A 19,160-nucleotide genomic window follows, 5' to 3' on the forward strand; every position below is an offset into this window, starting at 1 on the left:
TATAATAATAACATTTATGACTGCCTGGTTAAGGCCTAGTGGAATTAACTCCCTTTCAATGCTGCGATCATTGTCACATACATAACATTTATCGCCTGATAATGTTATTGCATTAACATTAAACGATAAAAAAAGTATAAAGGAAGGGACAATGGATATCGCAGTCATTGGTTCGAACATGGTTGATTTAATCACCTACATTGATGAAATGCCGCAAGTTGGGGAAACATTAGAGGCCCCGGATTTTGAAATTGGGTGTGGTGGGAAAGGGGCTAATCAGGCGGTAGCAGCAGCCAGATTAGGTGCTAACGTTATGATGGTCACTCGTGTGGGTGATGATCTTTTTGCTGAAAATACGATACAAAATCTGCAAAAAGCTGGGGTAGATACTCAATATGTGCAAACAGTTGCAGGAACCTCCAGTGGTGTAGCGCCAATTTTTGTCGATAAATCGTCACAAAATCGCATTCTAATTATCAAAGGGGCGAATAATCACTTGTTACCAGCAGATATAGATGCTGCTGCCGATGCCTTAAAAGCCTGCCAATTAATCATACTGCAACTCGAAATACCGCTGGAAACTGTCTACGCCGCCATTGATTTTGCTCGTCAGCACCATATCAAAGTCATTCTTAATCCTGCACCTGCGTCTAAAGCTCTCGATATTGGCTATGCCTGTCAGTGTGAATTCTTTATGCCGAATGAAACTGAACTCGCTATTTTGACCGGAATGCCCGTAGACAGCCTTGATAATATTTATCGGGCAGGGCGCAGCTTACTTGATAAAGGTTTGCATAATCTAATCATTACCTTGGGTCACCGAGGTTCATTATGGATGCACGGTGAAGAAATTCATCATGTGCCCCCAGTGAGTGTCCACGCCATCGATACTAGCGGTGCTGGCGATGCATTCATTGGGTGTTTTGCTCATGAATATGTTCAACACGGAAATGTATTAAAAGCGATGGAAATCGCTTCTGCTTTTGCAGCATACAGTGTCACTGGCAAAGGAACACAACGTTCTTACCCTGACGCGTCGCAATTTATTGATTTTTTAAATACCCTACACCAAGGAAAATAAAATGCGCCTGAATACCGTTCAATTGCCAGATGGCTATTTAAATAAAACACCTCTGTTCCAATTTATTTTACTCTCATGCTTATTCCCGCTTTGGGGATGCGCAGCCAGCCTGAATGATATTTTAATTACCCAATTCAAAAGTGTTTTTGCACTTAGTGATTTTGCGAGTGCATTGGTTCAAAGTGCGTTCTACGGTGGCTATTTCCTGATTGCAATCCCCGCATCATTAGTTATTAAAAGAAGTAGTTATAAAGTGGCCATCTTGATTGGGTTAACACTTTATATTGTTGGCTGTACGTTGTTTTATCCAGCGTCCCACATGGCAACTTACACTATGTTTCTGGCGGCTATTTTTGCCATTGCCATTGGACTAAGTTTCCTTGAAACTGCGGCGAATACCTACAGCTCAATGATTGGTCATAAAGATTATGCCACTCTACGCCTTAATATCAGCCAGACGTTTTATCCTATTGGCGCATTGATGGGAATTGTTTTAGGGAAGTATCTGGTATTCCAAGAGGGTGATAGTTTACAAACTCAAATGGCATCGATGACACCGGAACAGATCCATGAATTTCGTCTTAGTATGTTAGAACATACATTAGAGCCATATAAATACCTGATTTTTGTTTTATTACTGGTAATGTTGTTGTTTATTGTTACTCGTTATCCCCATTGTAAACCTCAGGGTGACAGTAATAAAAAAGTTGCTCAACCTTCATTAAAAGAGACGCTGAAATATCTGGCAGGGAACAGCCGTTTCAAAAAAGGGATTGTGGCTCAATTCCTCTATGTTGGTATGCAAGTTGCTGTATGGTCTTTTACCATCCGTCTGGCGTTGAATCTTGGTGCATCTAATGAACGAGATGCCTCAAATTTTATGATCTACAGCTTTATTTGTTTCTTCATCGGTAAGTTTGTCGCCAATTTCCTGATGACCCGTTTTAAAGCCGAGAAAGTATTAATTGCCTATTCCATCTTGGGGGTGTTAACCCTGTTATATGTGGTCTGTGTACCTAACTTTACGGCTGTTTATGCAGCAGTGTTTGTTAGTGTGTTATTTGGACCGTGCTGGGCCACTATCTATGCGGGTACTTTGGATACAGTAGACAACAAATATACCGAAGTTGCAGGAGCCATTATTGTTATGTCAATTGTTGGTGCTGCGGTAGTTCCTGCGTTACAGGGCTTTGTTTCTGACCATTTGGGTTCAATGCAGCACGCTTTCTTTGTCTCTTTATTGTGTTTCGCCTATGTCGGTTTCTATTTCTGGGGTGAGCTGCGCAATAAACAGCGGACAAATGCGGCAACATTGGCAAATAACGAATCCTAGTTAAGCGGGGGAGTATTTATAATGATCGCTAAAATAGCGCTGTTTCGCGAACAATTCAGTCGCCATGAGCAGGAAATCTTCCGTTGCGACAACTTTACCGTGACCAGTTTTAAGTATGCATCTGGTATTGAAGCATTAAAAATAACCAACTCCCGGGGTTATGTGACAATTTTACCTTACTATGGTCAGATGATTTGGGATGCAGAGTTTGATGGCCATAATCTGAAAATGGATAACATGTTTTCTCAGCCCAAGCGGGGAGAGAATATTGTGGACACCTACGGTTGTTTTGCTTTCCATTCAGGTTTACGTCGCAATGGTTGCCCTTCACCGGAAGATGATCACGTTCTGCATGGAGAAATGCCCTGTGCTGAGATGGATTATGCTTGGTTACTTATTGATGGCGATCAACTGGCATTGGCGGGCAGTGTGGAATATGTAAAAGGATTTGGTGATCACTATTGCGCCCAACCGTTAGTAAGACTGAAAGCGGGTAGTACGCAGTTTGATATAGAAATGAATGTCACCAACTTGGCCAGTGTCCCAATGCCTCTCCAATATATGTGTCATATGAATTACACCTATATTCCCGGAGCTACATTCCGCCAAAACTTACCGGGATCAGCCTTAAAATTACGTGAGACGGTTCCTGCTCATGTTCGCCCTACACCGCAATGGTTGGAATACACCCAACAATTACGGGATCGTCCGGCAGGGTTAACGGATTTAAATGAGCCGGAGTTTTATGATCCGGAGATTGTTTTCTTTGCTGATGATTTATCACAATACGTTGATGAAGCCGAGTTCTTTATGTTGGCCCCACAAGGACATCGTTTTGTAACTCGTTTTTCAACGACGCAATTTAATTATGGTACTCGCTGGATCCTATATAATGGCGATCAAAAAGTGGCCGCATTTATTTTACCGGCGACTTGCCGCCCTGAAGGGTATTTAGCTGCAAAAGAAAAGGGTACGTTATTGATGTTGGCACCGGGAGAAACTCGCCATTTTAGTGTGACAACCGGGGTTGTTTAAGACGGATATTTTCTGCTTGGCGGGCCGTGTATCCGTCAAGCAGAAATAAGTTTATTCGTAATGCCAGATAAAAGTTAGATACGCCCATAGAAAGTCATTCGGGCAGTTTCAGATAATGAAATATTTGGCTGGGCATTATACGCCAACACTACCAGCATGCGGGTGATATCACCTTGGGTTGGCGTCACTCGATGAATTGCATTTCTACCTCTAAATAGCACTAAGTCACCAGGTTCAATCTGTAATGTTTTAGGGGTAATTTGGTGATTGAGCAACTTTTCTACCCCGGCATAATTCATTTCACCTTTATCTGCATCTCTCATCTCTTCTATATATTCAAAAACACCTCCCGCCTGAGGTTTTTGAACTAATAAGGTGATGGCAAATGACGAGTTATCAAAATGCCAGCCCAACTCTTGACCTTGACTGGCATAGTGCAAATTAATGGAAGAGAGCGAGTCAGCATAGGGGTAGAGCTGTTCTTCATTTAATACGGCACATAGAAAATCTTGAAAAGCGTTAGCGGTATATAAGGTTCTGAGCGCTGAATTTGCAGGAATTTGTTCGTCAGTAATACAACCTTTTGATGACGTTACCAGTCGATTTCTGGGATGGTCAGTGGGAAAATTTGCATCAGTTTTTGTCAGATAAACATTGTGTTGATTCGCGGCATAATAAGCCAAGTGCTGATTCTCAACTCCCTCTTGCTTAATGCTACCTAGGGCCAGCGGTAATAAAAAATCCGATAAGACTAATGCGCCGTAAGTTTCTAAGGTGTTTTTACATTGCGCGACGAATGTCACATCATTGATGGGATGGGTGGTCATATTAATGATTTCAGCGAGTTTCTGCATATATCCCCACAGTCATGCTAAATGTTGCTTGGTTTATCTTTCTAACGGTATAGGATTACGTGTAACTGGAATAACAATAAAACGTTACTGATAAGTTAAGTTTGGCTATCGATAACGACACAGTAAGATGGGTAAGGAAGCGATGAATGAACAGTCATAAAGCAGTTCGCTTACCGAAATTAACCACTATTTTAGCCTTTGAAACCGCAGCCAAGACAGGTAGCCTGGCTAGTGCGGCAGAGCATTTGTCATTAACGCCTGCGGCCATTAGTCAGCAAATTCGCCAGTTAGAGCAGCACTTGGGGCTTCAACTTTTTACCCGATCAAAATCTGGTGTGGCGTTGACCCCGCAAGGCAGTGCTTATTTAGCTTATGTACAGCAAGCTTTTGAAACATTGCGTATGGCACAACACAGTATTGAGCGTGATAAAGGCGATTTATCACTGAATATCTTTGCATTACCTGCACTGGCTAGCCGTTGGCTCAATCCTCATCTTAAACAATGGCTGTCGCAACATCCTGATATTGATATCCATATTCATGCAACGCATTCAGCAGTAGATTTCAATCGGACCTCTGCTGATTTTTATTTGGCCTTTGGTGACGAACATTATCCTCAGCAAGAAAAAAAGAGGTTATTTCAAGATTGTGTTTTCCCCGTCGCCAGCCCAAATTTATTAATCACTCCGTGGTCAGAGGGGAAGCACAAGATTAATTACCCGATGATTCATGTTGATTGGGGTAAAGAAGGGCAGTTTCTGCCCGACTGGCATGAGTGGTTGCTGTCCGCTAAATGGGCGCACTGCGTGCCAAATCGTGGGCCAATTTACAATCTAACCTCAATGGCGATTGACTCAGCCATCGCAGGCAATGGCATTTTGCTAGGGCAGCAACATTTGATTGAGAAAGAATTAGCAGAGGGTCGTTTAATTCAATTATCGCAACACAAACTGCCCGTCACTAAACCTTATTATTTAATTTACCCTAAGCGCACGTTGGACAAACCTAAAGCCGTAGAATTTATCCAGTGGATCCTGAGTCTTTGCTAGCTGAATGCATAATCAACTGGCATAATTGATCTATTGCATACTCAGTTCGGTAATAGTGCGGAGCTGATAGTATTTAAAATAAAACGCGACTTATTATTTAACCGATAAATTTAGCTTAAGTCTAATTTATTGGCTTCCTTTGTGGTTTTTACACCATTTTATTTATGTAAAAAGCGGTGTAAAAGAATTATTTATTAAAAATTGCCATTAAAGGCAGAATAAAAAATACTATTTTAAGATAGGGGCATATAAACCATCGTGGCTAAGAGAAAATCTACCGGTACTGGCTGGGTTATCCTACTGATCGTTGTTTTAGGGCTGATAACAGGTATCCCAAGAGAGGCGTGGATTGCACTAAGTGCAGCTATCTTATGTATGTACTTTGTCTGGCAAAATCTCAAAGGTGCCAAGACCCACACCGTCCCATCTATCAACACTGATATGCAAAAAACTGCGACGATACCTGATCTGGGTGATTATCCAATGACACCTACGCAATTAGATCCAGAACATTCTGTTGCAGCTGATGAATCAACTAAAAACCCACAAGTGGATGAGGACAAAAAACCCAAACCCAAGCACTCTGATGCATCCCGAGGTTCTTTAGCCCGAGCTTCTTGGCTCCGCCCCGGAGAACTGGCGGTAGTGGCTGGAATCAATTTACCCGATGGTATGGTTTACATCGGTAATAAATACAAAAGTAACCGTACCGGTGCTGAACCGGCATTTATTAATCCCTCCATGGAGGTTGCAACAGAAGATGTCGATATTTCATTGCCGCTGATCGACAGTGCGCCGGATTATTCGACTTGTTCACCAGAGGCGAGAAAAGCCTATTTGCAATGGTTATCGGAGGGACGTAAATCCCCAACGGCTGATATTGGCTATGTGTTCTTATTTTTCTATGGGCTAGAGCATCGCGTACTTATTGATGCAGCTATAGATCCCGTGGCCAAAAAAGAACTCCCCGTTATCGAAACTGAAATTAATCGTCTGCTAAATATTTATGGCAAAAATAATGCATTCAATCATTATGCGCAGAACTTATTAGTTTATATATCCAGAGTGAATATAGATGAGAAACTCTATCTATCACCCCCTCCTGTCACACGTGAAGCCTCGACCGAACTTCCTCTGGCGCTCTTGGTTGGGTTAGGGCAATTGGCTATAGACCAGAAACCTTTGCCCGCGGCATGGGCACTTGCTTGGGGGGAAGCGGATCCTGCCATCAATCAGAATATTTCGATGGCTCATTGCGCAGAGGCTTTTGCCACATTGTTCCAACAGCGATATCAAGAACAGTATGGTGAGGGTTTCCTATTACCGATTAATAAAACTAAGTTACAGATATTTTATCGCCCAGCCTCTGCGGGTTTAATGGGGCAAGAGTTTTTCCAGCAGATAGCTGACCTACCCAATGTCGCTGTGTGTAAGGCTCACCGCGATAAACTTCGGACAATATTTGAAGCCTGTCAGCAAGATCTCGATATCTATAACCGTTTTGCCAGTGTCAATCCTAAGAAGAAAATGTCGTTGGAAGGGCAGTTATTAATGCCAATGATATTGTGGTCTAAGGAATTAAAAACCGAGCTGGAAAGTATTAAGACTAGAGTGGGTTATGGTTTGCTGATGGTGACATTAGCTGAATTATTTACTCAACTCAGCACGGCCTGCGGTACTAAGCCATTAGAGCGTTTATCACGCAGCCATGTGATGGCGTTGACCTATGCATTGGCTTCCTTGCAAGTGGGGGTTGAGCCTGATGTAAGGGCTGATAACCGTACGCCAGTATTACAAGATACTGTCGCGTTATTCCCTATTGAATCGTTGGTTGCCGAGTCAGCCACTTTTGATATTTACCGTGTGACCATGCTTGCAGTGGAACTGGCCTGTGCTGCGGTGATGATCGATGGCCGTATTGGGGAACCTGAATCCATCATACTCACCCGGCATATTGATGCTTGGGGCTTTTTAAGTCCAGGTCAACGTATGCGGCTAAAAGCCTATCTACAACCGGGGATTCGCAAAAGTAATACGTTGTTGGCGCTCAAAAATAATCTGGAACCACTTTCAATAGAGAATCGTCGCGTTATTGCTCGTTTTCTGGCTCACCTCATTCAAGTCGAGGGGACAATAACGCCGCAAGAAGTGAAATTTCTTGAGCGGGTATACCAGCGCTTTGCTCTGGATAGCAAATTGGTTTATTCCGACCTAGATAGCCGCGCGACCCCAATGACATTAAGCCTGCCATCTCCAGCCACTGAGATTATTACTGATGCCGACCGGGTAAATCTGCTGAAAAAAGAAAGCCAAGAATTGGTCAAATTACTTGAAAATCTGTTTGTCATAGAAACAGCCATTGTTCCAACCCCGGAAGAAATTAATCCGCAATCAATGGCTGCAGTCACCACTCAGTTACCGGATAGTATTAAGACATTCTTGAAGTTGCTTATTTCTCGGGATTCATGGGAACGGGATAAATTAGCCGATATTGCGGCAGATATGGAGGTAAAACTTGACGATGCTATGGTTGAAATCAACCGGAAAATATTAGCAGCATTTGATGTACCACTGATCACGGGAGAGGCGACACTGACGATTAATCGTGAGATATCAGCTGCACTACTTGCTTGAGTCAATGCACAATAATCGCTACCATAACGCGCCTAATAATGTCTGAGAGATAAGAGTAATGAAATACCAATGGATACTGTTCGATGCGGACGAAACATTATTTCACTTTGATGCCTATGAGGGGTTAAAGCTGATGTTTTCACGTTTTAACGTGGATTTCTCCGTACAGGATTTCGACCATTATCAATTGGTTAATAAGCCGCTGTGGGTTGACTATCAAGATGGGAAAATATCAGCGACTGAATTACAGAATACCCGTTTTGAGATGTGGGCTGAAAAGTTGGGTGTTGCCGCTACGCGACTGAACAGTGAGTTTCTAATCGCTATGGCCGATATCTGTTCATTGTTACCCGGTGCACGCGAATTGGTGGACGCACTGAGCGGTAAAGTTAATATGGGCATTATTACGAATGGTTTTACTGAGTTGCAAACTGTACGTTTGGAACGCACAGGGTTAAAAAATGTTTTTTCCCCACTGATTATTTCTGAACAAGTGGGGGCAGCCAAACCCGATGTCGCAATATTCGAACATGCTTTCAATTTAATGAATAATCCTGCGAAAGAAAATATTTTGATGGTAGGCGATAACCTTCATTCTGATATTCAAGGGGGAATCAATGCCGGTATTGATACCTGCTGGCTTAATATGCATGGCGCTATTGCAGATAATAACATTGCGCCTCGTTACCAGGTTAGTTCACTGGCAGAACTACAAAAATTATTATTAGCATAATTTATTCATATTTAAATAGAGAATGCCGTTAACGATATATTTTCGATAACGGCATTTTTATTTGTCTACTCGCTTATCTATGCCTGTAGAATAATAAAAAAATTATATTATCCCTGATGCGGCATTAATGATGGCGTTCCGGCAAAGGCGGGCTTGTTGCTCTGAAGTGCCTGCTCATCTTGGCTGATGCTGCCACTATTCGCTGCCCAAACACCTTCTTGTGTTTTGGTCATGGTCTGATGTTGTGAATTCAAGTCCTGACCAACGGCTGCAATGTGTGTGCTTTCAGTTCCACCACTGTTATCGGCCCAAGGGATCTGTGAGTCCACCGCTTGGGCAATATGACTACTGGCTACAGTGATGATGGCAATGACGAGAGCATATTTGAATTGAGTGTTCATATTATACCTGCATATTTCGTAGCAAATACGTTGTCTGCCATAGGGCAGAATCCTCTCACTCAGGCGAATAATTGTCGGGGGAGATACCAGTCAAGTTTATGCGGGTACCGTGCTCTTGATTTAGCTGCGAGTGCGGTATGTTGCGATGTTGTATATTAAAATGTAATTTATTTTGACGTATTGTAATGCAATGCGTATTTCTTAGTCGCAATCTAATCGGCACTTTAGTTATTAGCCTCTTTATCTTTACTAACACCACCGCCAAAAGCGGCAGTATTAGTCTTAAAGATGCGGTCAACTTGAATGTATCAACGTTGATTAGCGACCAAATCTTCTACTTGATCAAAAATAGGCATTTCAGGACCAAAACGCTGAACCTGAAGTACATCCTCTAATTTCTCAAGCTGGCTTATCATTTGTAGCAGGCGCTGATCATCCCACACCTGTAACCAAATACGGCTTTCTTCACCGCCTGCGAGCGGCATACATAGAATCCCTTCTACGTTGAATGCGCGACGAGCAAATAAACCGCAGATGTGGGACATAACGCCAGGGTGGTTGCGTACAGTGAGCAAAAGTGTCACCCATGCAGAAGTGGGTGGGGTTATTGCTTGCTGAGTTGCTATCTGTTGATTTGTCATATTACTCACCTCCAATCATATCGATATTTGCCGCGCCCGGAGGCACCATCGGATATACTTTTTCATCTACATCAATTAGCGCGTGGATCAGAACTGGGCCTGGACGGTTTAAAGCTTCATGCAATGCAGCGTAAGGATTATTTGCAGTATTGAGATCACAGGTTGAGAAACCAAACCCTTCAGCAATATGAATAAAATTAGTGCGATAAGGATAGTCAGCAGCAAAAATTCGTTTACCGAAGAACAACTCCTGTTGTTGATGGACCAATCCTAATGATTGGTTATTCATCAAAATAATCTTAACGTTCAGTTGCTCTTCTGCCGCCGTCGCCATTTCCTGAATATTCATCATCAAACTGCCATCACCGGAGAAACACACCACTTTAGCCTCTGGTTTTGCCAGTGCTGCGCCAATAGCCGCGGGCAGGCCAAAGCCCATAGTGCCGAGTCCACCAGAGGTTAACCATTGGCGTGGTCGGTGCAGGGGATAAGCTTGCGCAACCCACATTTGATGCTGACCCACATCGGTGGTGATGATAGTGTCGTCATCCAATGCTTCGGCGGCGGCACGAATCAAACCATAGTGGCACAGCGGATTTCCGCTATTGGGTTGATTAAATGGAAATTCACGCTGCATGTCACTGACTGTTGCACGCCATTCACTGCGAGTTTGGGTATCTACCAAGGGTAACAAATGGGTTAATACCTGCTTAATATCTGCATTCATCGCCAGATGTGGGCGGCGGATTTTGCCCAGTTCGGCCGGATCGATATCGATATGAATAATGCTGGCATCCGGGCAAAACTGCTCGGCTTTTCCGATGGCACGATCATCAAATCTGGCCCCCAACACAATCAATAAGTCTGCTTGTTGCATAATTAAGTTGGTCGAGCGTGCTGCATGCATTCCCAACATTCCTAAGGATAGTGGGTGGTCAACTGGCATAGTGCCTAGCGCCATTAATGTCATGGTGGTTGGTAAACCGGCTTGTTCCGCCAACTGTATTGCTTGTTGATGAGCTTCAGAACTCACGATCCCGCCACCCAGATAAAGTACCGGTCGGATGGCACGATTAATCATTTGAGCTGCCTGTGCAATAGCCACTGGATCAATTGGACAAGGCGAATCTGCCATTCCTGGTTCGGGCAGGCTATCAAGCTCAATCGTGGCTGTTTGTACATCTTTCGGAATATCAATCCATACTGGACCGGGGCGGCCAGACTGCGCAATACGAAATGCCGCTGGGATCACGCGAGCCAGTTCGCTGATATCACGAACTAAATAGTTATGTTTGGTTATAGGAATCGACATACCGTAGGTATCAACTTCTTGAAAAGCATCAGTGCCAATCATGGACGACGAAACTTGGCCGGTAATGCAAACCAGTGGAATTGAGTCAAGCTTGGCATCAGCAATCGCTGTCACCAGATTCGTCGCACCGGGGCCACTGGAAGCTAAGCAAACAGCAGTTTGCCCCGTTGCCCGGGCCATGCCTTGAGCCATAAAACCAGCACCTTGCTCATGTCGCGCCAATACATGGCGAATCGTGCGACTTTGCCCCAGAGCATCATACAGCGGTAATGCGGCCCCACCGGGGATGCCTGCAACTGTGGTTATGCCTTGCTGTTCCAGCAAGCGAACTATTAATTGGGCGCCTGTATAACGCATGGTTATATCCTTCATCAGGGCCGGCGGCTATCAGAGTGGGGCAAAAAAGAAACCCCGCTCGGCTGGCGCCGGCGGGGTTTGGGAATCTTTCTGGATTCGGTACCCGTTACGGCGCGCTGCCGACCACCACCACCACGCGCACGACGACTACCGCGTCAACATGCGCGGTGTTTAGTAGGGCGAAATGAGTAGTGGAATAGTTCACGGGATATCTCATCAATAAGTGTAATAAGCTTTAAGAGATAAACACGATTAGGTTAAAGGTACAAGTGGGGGAAGCAATAAGAATGCAAAAATCCAAGATTGATCACAGAGTTACCCGATGGCGAGCTATTCATAATCAAATTAACAATAGTTTAACTTTTTGAAAAACAAGAGGATTTATAAAATTATCGGGATATTTATGTGTCGATGTTTTATTAAACCAAGTTAATGTTGGCACCCTCAAAATTAAGACAATTTAATGGAATGTGCTTTTGTTGATGCTCTGTTTAAAACTTGAATACTAGAGTAGCAATTCTTGGCGTGTATGGAATGATAAATAGCAGAGGGATCTTATGCATAAATCTTTATCTTTAGTTTTCATTGCAGTATTAGTGGGTTGCGGTAATAGTTCCCATAAAACAATAGATATTGATAATTACACAGAAAAACGTATTAATTATATTATCGAAACTCAAGTAAAGACTGCCAATAGTGGTAATTCTGGAGAGGTGATCAATAAAGTCTCAGCCGAGTTTCTAGGGACACCTTATAAAGCGAATACGCTGATCGGCTCTTCGACTGAACCTGAAAAATTGGTTATAGACTTCAGAGGGCTGGATTGTTTTACCTATCTTGACTATGTTAATTCACTGCGTAAGTCGACAGACCGTGCTAGCTTTGTTCAGCAACTTGTCGGGACGCGTTATATTAATAAGGATATTAGTTACAAAAATCGAAAGCATTTCTTTACTGATTGGTCGCACAGAAAACCATTAAATGCGCAAGACGTCACAGCTAAAATCAGTTCTCATGCAGTTACCGTGACTAAGTACCTGAATCAAAAAGGAGATGGTGGTGAGTTTATCCCTACGTTGGGTATAATGAAACGCGATGTGACGTATATTCCTGCCGAGTTTATCGATAATAACGTTATACATAATTTAAAGACTGGCGATTACATCGGTATTTATACCAATATTAAAGGGTTGGATGTAACGCATACTGGTATTTTTATTATGACACCTAATGGACCTATGCTCCGCAATGCTTCTTCATTAAAAAAGAATATGAAGGTTGTTGACTCACCTTTTATTGACTATGTAAAAAACACACCGGGTATCGTTGTGCTTAGGGCCTTGTAAGGCAATGATTTAAATAATTTTATAACCAATGAGGCCTGAATTAATAAAACAAGAGTTTATTAATTAAAATATATAAAATGATATTGATGCCACAAGGAGAGCACTATGTATCAGATTGATTATAATAGTTATCGCTCCGTTAAAGGTTTTAATTTTCGAGTTAGATTCTTAGTCATGCATTATACCGCAGAGAAATTTTCGGGTGCTGTGACCTCTTTAACGGGGAATCAAGTCAGCGCTCATTATCTGGTTCCGGATATGAAGGATGAAAGTTATATCCACGCTGGGTTTAAGAACATAAAAATATTTAATCTGGTCGATGAAAATGCGCGAGCATGGCATGCAGGGAAGAGTAGCTGGGCAGGACGTACTAATATTAATGACACCTCGATTGGGATTGAGATTGTTAACTTGGCAACGGAAAAGGAAGGTATCTTCCATTTCCCGCCTTATCCGGCAGAACAAATAGCGGCAGTCAAACAACTTGCTAGTAATATTTTACAACGTTACCCCGATATTATTCCGGTAAATGTGGTGGCACATTCTGATATCGCACCGACAAGAAAAAGTGATCCCGGCCCGATGTTCCCTTGGCAAGAACTATATGAAGAAGGAATTGGGGCTTGGTATGATAATGAAACTAAAGAGGAGTATACACAGCAATTTGTGTCCTATGGATTACCAACAAGAGCTGAACTTCTGAGCCGGTTCAGTATATATGGCTATGATATTTCATTTGCTAACAGTGAGGCCGGTTATAAATATCTGGTACGAGCATTTCAAATGCATTTTCGACCAGAGAATTACAATGGTTATATTGATATCGAAACGGCTGCAATATTATATGCTTTGGTAAAAAAATACTTCCACTCGGTTTAACGGCTGGATGTCTGTTTAATGCCTAATAACGACTCACTCCCAACAATCACGTGGGAGTGAGTCGTATTTTTACGCTTTTATTTGCTTTATTATAGCGGTCAGTTGTTCACGATGCTGCACACTGATTTCGTTGCTGGCAGAGTAACCCTCATTGTGAATAATCATTTCGCCCAAACCAACTAACCAGTCATAGATATAAAATGCAGTATTGTTGGTTGGGATGGTTGTCAATTTTGTTAACCGTTGCGATGCACCTAAAGGAGAAACCGATTTAGGAGGTTGAGTAAAAATCTTATAACCTCGATTAATGCGACTATCTGGGCGCTGCTCCTCACTTTTTTGCAAGAATCCTAGCCAAGCAACAAAGTCCCCCAGAACCGTTAACGCACGGGAGACTTGGCGATCAGCTTTGGTTTCACGATGCAAACCGACTTGTTCATTGTCGGCTAACATGCTGACGAGTTGCCCGACGATATCCAACCGGATGCTGGCAGTGATAAGTTCGGCAACCAGTAGCTCGAGAGTTGGTTTATTGATGCCCAGTAATGCGATCAGTGATCCATTGTCTGGCAGTTTTCGTAGATGATTGATCCAGTAGCGCTGCACATTCGCGGCATACTCAGCTTCATAATCACCGCCTGAAGGCCCCGCAGGAGTTAATGATTGTTCAAATGATATAGGTTTATCGCTGAACAAATCGATATCAATGCCAATACTGAATGGCTCGGTATTGGCTGTGGGAGCCGTCAGTTCAGTCGTACGTTTTTTCTGTTGTAAATATAAACCACGCAGTTCATCACGAGTGGGCAACAAACGCTCAAGTAGTTCGCCATGTAGCCCGGTACGGGTTTGCAGCGCTTTAAGTAATATTTCTGCAATATGCTGTTTTTGTTGTGATTCACTGGTCTCTGATTGAGACCAACCGGCCAACAAGTTCTCGATCAACTCCCGCTGTAATTCATAAAGCTGCTCGGTAATACGCTCGGTTTTGATATCACGACGAATTTCTTGTGCGAGGTAAGCCTGCATTCGCTCAATTCCGCGAGGATCCAGTGCCAACATGGTGCCCCAGCTGTCGCCGGGGTTGCCAACAAAACGTTGCACCGCTTCGTCATAATTTTTAACGCCCTCTGAGCCAATACGCTGATCAAAGGGGGTGAGAGCCCAGATAAGCCCCGGGTTTCGACGTGAACGTACTTGTGTATTTTCCCCTTGAGATTGCTTAACCCAATAATCCAATGCCTTACCCACGCTTTTGACTTCATCACGTTTGCTTGCAGCATTACAGACCAACAGCAAGTTTATTTGTTGTTTATCGGTATAACGCTCAAGCAAATACATATTTTTGGCATGTGATAGCCAAGGCGCCAGTGGGTAAGTTGGGGGTTCAGACTGTGTTGTGGTGCCTAAGATGTCGCCAACATCAGGGAAGTCCAACAAGTCGACTGATTCAAATCCTTTTTCTGATGCGGTTATAGACAAAGGAATTTGTAACTCAACCGATAAGAAAGTTAACTCAGCAAGTGACAATGTCACTAAATCACCAGTAACGTTATCGGTTAAAGGCAGCACTTGGACTTGGCTATCTGTGGGGGTGTTTAGGGCATCTAATGTTGCCACATTCATGATGCCATTGGCGGGCAGCAGCATATCATCCACTAATACACTCAGTGGAGCCAGCAACTGTGTCGCATTTTCCACATGTTGCAATGTATAAGCAAAATGAAGGTAAGCCTCTGTTAGCGGTTGAGATTCTGCCCACAACAAAGAGAATAAACAGGCGCGATCATCAATACTTAAATAAGGGGCAATCTCTACAGCCAGTGGCCAAAAATGTGCCTCCAGCGCTTTCTGGCGAGGGGCATCATGGCGAGAAAGATAATCCCAAAGCCCAATGACATCATCTCGGGTTATACCGGGGCTGATCGCCGGTTGTTTGCGCATTATTATTTGCTGTAAATGGTCACGTATATGCTGTTCATCCAGCGAGTTTCCATGCATTTCTTGGCGTCGAGTTTGCGATTGGTTCTCCAGCAGGAAGGTGCTCGCCACTATTTTAACAATATCGGCTTCATTGAGCAGTGAAAGCTGTACCGGATGGTTTTCGCAATGAGCCATTGTAGGCATGTTCTTCGTTTGATGGCTAAAGCGAGTGACCAGACCGCAGGCTTGATATCCGGGTTTAATTTGTTGCCAGAAATCAAGGACTTTCCCGGCAAGAGTGATTTCTAGTCGCCCATGTTCATCAGCCACTAATGCTGAAATGAGGTGTTGTTTCCCCGCCGATGATTGGCCAAAAAAACCGATGCTCATCGCCTTTAATACTGCTTGTGCCAAGTTATGTGCTTTATTGCGATGGCGATGCAGTTTAATCGCTAATTGATCGGCTTCAATATCCAGTCGCATGGCATGTTGGCGCGTATTGTTAATCCAGTCAAAAGTCTGATCAATACCTTGAGCCAGTTGCTGAAGCTGATTATTGAGCTGTTGGTTGGTCAATGATTTCATTTTCTAAATACGCTCCCACTATCAATCCAATAATGGGTTGATGCTGAACCCTTGCTGGCTAAGGTATTTAATTTGAGACGCAGATGATGTAATGGAACTCGGCTGCCATCGTGTAGTATCGCGTCAGCAATTTCAAAACGCTCTGGAGCACTATTTTTATCAATAAAAGGCTTATCACCTTTGACCAGTTTTAATTTGACGTGCAACTGACTATCTCCGGCAACTTTGCGCGCCAGTTCTTGGTCAACAATTGATAAGGTATAAAGCGGAGAGGCGGGCCAACGATCATTGTCAAGTTGACGGAACCCTAGGCATAGTGCGCCTCTCACTTGGACACGGGCCTCTGATGGCAACGTAAAACTTGGGCTATCAAGATCAATATCACGATAACAGACATTCTCATCTGTCAGGGTGTCGCTGTTATCGAGCATGCCAAGATAGCGGATGGTCGAGTAAGGTTGAAAATCGCCAGCTTTAAAGTAAAAACCCGCCAGCCGTAAATCGAGTGCCAATAAACACAGCATCGCACCGACTGCTGCGGTGGATTTCGGATTATCAATACGCCCCTGTTTATTAAACGGATACCAATCATTGGTATGGTATCCATCCAGTGAAAGGATACGATTATTGGGCAAGGGTTGCAGATGACGGAACAAAGCCTGAATACCGGGGAAGCGCGAAGGGCGGCCAGTCAGCAAGAGTACATCGCAGCTATAGAGTGATACCACTTCAGATAGCGATCGCAGATTTTGCGTAATACTCATTCGATTGGATAAAAACTCACCGTGTAATTTGCTTAATTTTAAGACCAACGGTACTTGCAGAATATCAAACTCACCAGCATCGGCAGGTAACTCACGTTGAACTTCACTGTTAATGTATTCCAATACTTTGGACGTTGGGGGTTGGGATAACAGTTCCCCGAAACTGGCGTCGATCTCCGCATTGGTCTCAAGCGGATCAAATTGTTCATAAGCTTCTAGAATTGCTCGACCGACTGGCATAAATATCTGCAATGTTGTTTGCTGGCGCAAGGCTGATTGCCCGTCCATTCGACCATCATTGCCGAACAATTTATCCATCAGAATATCAACGTTGGAGACAGCGGCTTTTTTAAGCCGAGCTTGAAGTGCAGGTAAAATATAGAGCTGGATAACATCCAGTAAAATATCATCCCCGGCGACTTTAAATCCTTCACGGAACAACAGGCGTGGGCTGATTTTGACATTATTTCCAATGCCATCATCCAACCAATATTGCGTGATGGCCAGATCAGTCGTGCCGCCCCCAATATCTATTGAGGCAATACGTAAGGTTTTCCCGGCGCTTTCTCCTGCTTCGAGCTGCTTATCGGGCCGCGCTTGACTGGCAAAGAAAGCTGCCGTTCGCCCACCGAAATTCATTTGAGTTTCGTTATACAGATATACCATTTGGCCACAAGTAGCTTCATCCCACTCCATCTGGACATTCGGAACGGGGACGAGGCTTTTAGCGTGGTCTTGCTCAGTCACAAAGTTATCATCTGTTGGATGCCAGCCCATGGATTTCCACACCAAAGCAATGGCTTCGTTCATTCTTCGGCGGAAAATCTCGCGTTCTGGTTTTGGCATCGCAGAGGGAAGCGTCAGGATAATCGCGCGTAATTGTCGTGGCGAATTGGCATGTGTCATTTTCAACCGCTGTGCCGCGCTGTTTATCTGCATCAACGCCTGTGCAAGTAGCTCAGATAACATAAATGTCATCAATGAACTGCGGCTATAGTGTGGTGAAAATACCGGTAATCGTTCGTCTAGGGGGATGCTATACAGTGGTTGTCCATCATCGTTGACTAGACTGGTCAATGGCTGTGCGGCAGCCAGCGGTTCATGCGTTTGCTCTGTCTGTGTTTCGTTGAATCGCCAACCAGGGGGGTAGGCCTCCTCATCCCAAAGATAACGACGTGGGCTGGAGATCCCAGTAGAACCTTCAGTGCCCAAACGGTGTAGCGCCATCCGGCTGGCTTCGGTGCCAACCCGAGTTATTGCGGGCCAGATAAAAGCATCATCACGGCCACTCTCAACCGAAAAATTCTGTTTGCCAAATTTCGCTTGCGCGAATTCCACCCGACTCTCAAATAATTCGTTATACAGATAATGAGGCTCACTCAAATCACGTATTTGCAATTCGTAAGTTTGTTTCAGACCATCACTTTCATCGGCATGATCTTCTACTAAAATACCGCAGGTATGAGAATTACCCACATCAAGAATAAGATCAACATTAACGGCGGGTTCTTGCAGTGTGCTGCTATTCATTTTTATTTCCGGCACACAAACTTGGTTACCCAGTAATTCGAGCAGGTTAAGATAATGGGCCTGATATTCAAATTCACGCAGCGATGCACTGATATGTCGAGCCGTGCGCTCTTCTTGCTCTGACGCTTGCTGAATAAAAACTTCACGCAACCAGCCATCTACCCACGTTAAGTCAAGGAACTCGGCTAATTCTTCGTTTTGGTAGGCAAGGGCAAAACTCAACCCAGTTTTGATGTCATTTTCATTGGGGGCCAGAGATTCATTAGCATGGCCTTCAGGATACACCTTGGTATCAAAGGCCAAAGTTATCCGCAGCGTATTACCATCTTGATCAGGGCTATCCGAGACTAAAATTTGCATTCTGGCCCAGTTATCCGGCCCATTAATAAAGGTGCGTGGCGGATTAAAACGTAAGAAAGGTAAGGGTAGCCAAATTTTATTTAACAGCTTCAGTGATTGTTCCAACGGGAAGCTAAATTCGGGTTTTACAATCTCAGGAGCCGCTCCCGGCACCATGAGGGAATATTTGCCATTATGCTCATTGTAATTCAGGCGTAGCAGGGGGCCATTGGCACTTTTACGCACAAACTTATTTGGCAGTTCAGTGTTTAACTCAGGTTTTAACGCGAAATCCAAAAACTGAATACCACTATTTTGAATGAGCGTGATTTTCTGTTTATAGTCAGTGATTGTTGCCAGCATA

15 protein-coding genes are annotated in these 19,160 nt (G+C 43.8%); 8 read left to right on the forward strand and 7 right to left on the reverse strand.

Annotated features, from left to right (window positions below):
• The first annotated feature begins 151 nt into the window (after positions 1-151).
• Genes rbsK through ACIOG0_RS11035 form a run of 3 tightly spaced genes read left to right on the forward strand, consistent with a single transcriptional unit; the run spans position 152 to position 3,449 of the window.
• On the forward strand, positions 152-1,081 hold the full coding sequence (gene rbsK / locus ACIOG0_RS11025; RefSeq protein WP_050097658.1) for a ribokinase: 930 nt from the start codon (positions 152-154) through the stop codon (positions 1,079-1,081).
• A gap of 1 nt (position 1,082) precedes the next feature.
• On the forward strand, positions 1,083-2,414 hold the full coding sequence (fucP, locus tag ACIOG0_RS11030; protein ID WP_050097659.1) for an L-fucose:H+ symporter permease: 1,332 nt from the start codon (positions 1,083-1,085) through the stop codon (positions 2,412-2,414).
• A gap of 21 nt (positions 2,415-2,435) precedes the next feature.
• Positions 2,436-3,449, forward strand: a complete 1,014-nt coding sequence (locus tag ACIOG0_RS11035; RefSeq protein WP_050097660.1) for an aldose 1-epimerase family protein — start codon at positions 2,436-2,438, stop codon at positions 3,447-3,449.
• 74 nt (positions 3,450-3,523) lie between these two features.
• Here the strand turns inward: ACIOG0_RS11035 and ACIOG0_RS11040 are convergent, their stop codons facing one another.
• Positions 3,524-4,303 (reverse strand): 2OG-Fe(II) oxygenase, encoded by a 780-nt coding sequence (locus ACIOG0_RS11040; protein ID WP_050097661.1) that lies wholly within the window; start codon positions 4,301-4,303, stop codon positions 3,524-3,526.
• Between the two features lie 146 nt (positions 4,304-4,449).
• Between ACIOG0_RS11040 and ACIOG0_RS11045 the strand changes: the two genes are divergently transcribed.
• The 3 genes from ACIOG0_RS11045 (at position 4,450) to yjjG (ending at position 8,719) form a co-directional block, all read left to right on the forward strand.
• Entirely contained in the window at positions 4,450-5,352 is a 903-nt protein-coding gene (locus ACIOG0_RS11045) for a LysR substrate-binding domain-containing protein (RefSeq protein WP_050140648.1), read from the forward strand.
• A 258-nt stretch (positions 5,353-5,610) separates the two neighbouring features.
• Positions 5,611-7,986, forward strand: a complete 2,376-nt coding sequence (locus tag ACIOG0_RS11050) for a TerB N-terminal domain-containing protein (RefSeq protein WP_128451680.1) — start codon at positions 5,611-5,613, stop codon at positions 7,984-7,986.
• Between the two features lie 58 nt (positions 7,987-8,044).
• Positions 8,045-8,719, forward strand: a complete 675-nt coding sequence (gene yjjG / locus ACIOG0_RS11055) for a pyrimidine 5'-nucleotidase (RefSeq protein ID WP_128451679.1) — start codon at positions 8,045-8,047, stop codon at positions 8,717-8,719.
• A gap of 107 nt (positions 8,720-8,826) precedes the next feature.
• Here the strand turns inward: yjjG and ACIOG0_RS11060 are convergent, their stop codons facing one another.
• The 4 genes from ACIOG0_RS11060 to ivbL form a co-directional block, all read right to left on the reverse strand.
• Positions 8,827-9,120, reverse strand: a complete 294-nt coding sequence (locus ACIOG0_RS11060; RefSeq protein WP_050097665.1) for a hypothetical protein — start codon at positions 9,118-9,120, stop codon at positions 8,827-8,829.
• A 308-nt stretch (positions 9,121-9,428) separates the two neighbouring features.
• On the reverse strand, positions 9,429-9,761 hold the full coding sequence (gene ilvN, locus ACIOG0_RS11065) for an acetolactate synthase small subunit (RefSeq protein ID WP_050140645.1): 333 nt from the start codon (positions 9,759-9,761) through the stop codon (positions 9,429-9,431).
• 1 nt (position 9,762) lies between these two features.
• A complete protein-coding gene (gene ilvB, locus ACIOG0_RS11070) occupies positions 9,763-11,430 on the reverse strand; it encodes an acetolactate synthase large subunit (RefSeq protein WP_050097667.1) in 1,668 nt (555 codons plus the stop codon).
• A gap of 106 nt (positions 11,431-11,536) precedes the next feature.
• A complete protein-coding gene (gene ivbL, locus ACIOG0_RS11075; protein ID WP_072086476.1) occupies positions 11,537-11,647 on the reverse strand; it encodes an ilvB operon leader peptide IvbL in 111 nt (36 codons plus the stop codon).
• A gap of 340 nt (positions 11,648-11,987) precedes the next feature.
• Here ivbL and ACIOG0_RS11080 point away from each other — a divergent pair, with 340 nt between their 5' ends.
• Positions 11,988-12,776, forward strand: a complete 789-nt coding sequence (locus ACIOG0_RS11080) for a DUF1460 domain-containing protein (RefSeq protein ID WP_050097668.1) — start codon at positions 11,988-11,990, stop codon at positions 12,774-12,776.
• A 105-nt stretch (positions 12,777-12,881) separates the two neighbouring features.
• Positions 12,882-13,655 (forward strand): N-acetylmuramoyl-L-alanine amidase, encoded by a 774-nt coding sequence (locus tag ACIOG0_RS11085; protein ID WP_050097669.1) that lies wholly within the window; start codon positions 12,882-12,884, stop codon positions 13,653-13,655.
• A 69-nt stretch (positions 13,656-13,724) separates the two neighbouring features.
• Here the strand turns inward: ACIOG0_RS11085 and ACIOG0_RS11090 are convergent, their stop codons facing one another.
• Positions 13,725-16,163: a putative virulence factor gene (locus tag ACIOG0_RS11090; RefSeq protein WP_128451558.1), complete on the reverse strand. Its 2,439-nt coding sequence runs from the start codon at positions 16,161-16,163 to the stop codon at positions 13,725-13,727.
• On the reverse strand, positions 16,160-19,159 hold the full coding sequence (locus tag ACIOG0_RS11095; protein WP_128451563.1) for a virulence factor SrfB: 3,000 nt from the start codon (positions 19,157-19,159) through the stop codon (positions 16,160-16,162). Before ACIOG0_RS11095 ends, ACIOG0_RS11090 begins: the two co-directional genes overlap by 4 nt.
• Position 19,160 lies beyond the last annotated feature (1 nt).

Origin of the sequence: Yersinia vastinensis (assembly GCF_044905075.1) — a bacterium.
Taxonomy (GTDB): domain Bacteria; phylum Pseudomonadota; class Gammaproteobacteria; order Enterobacterales; family Enterobacteriaceae; genus Yersinia; species Yersinia vastinensis.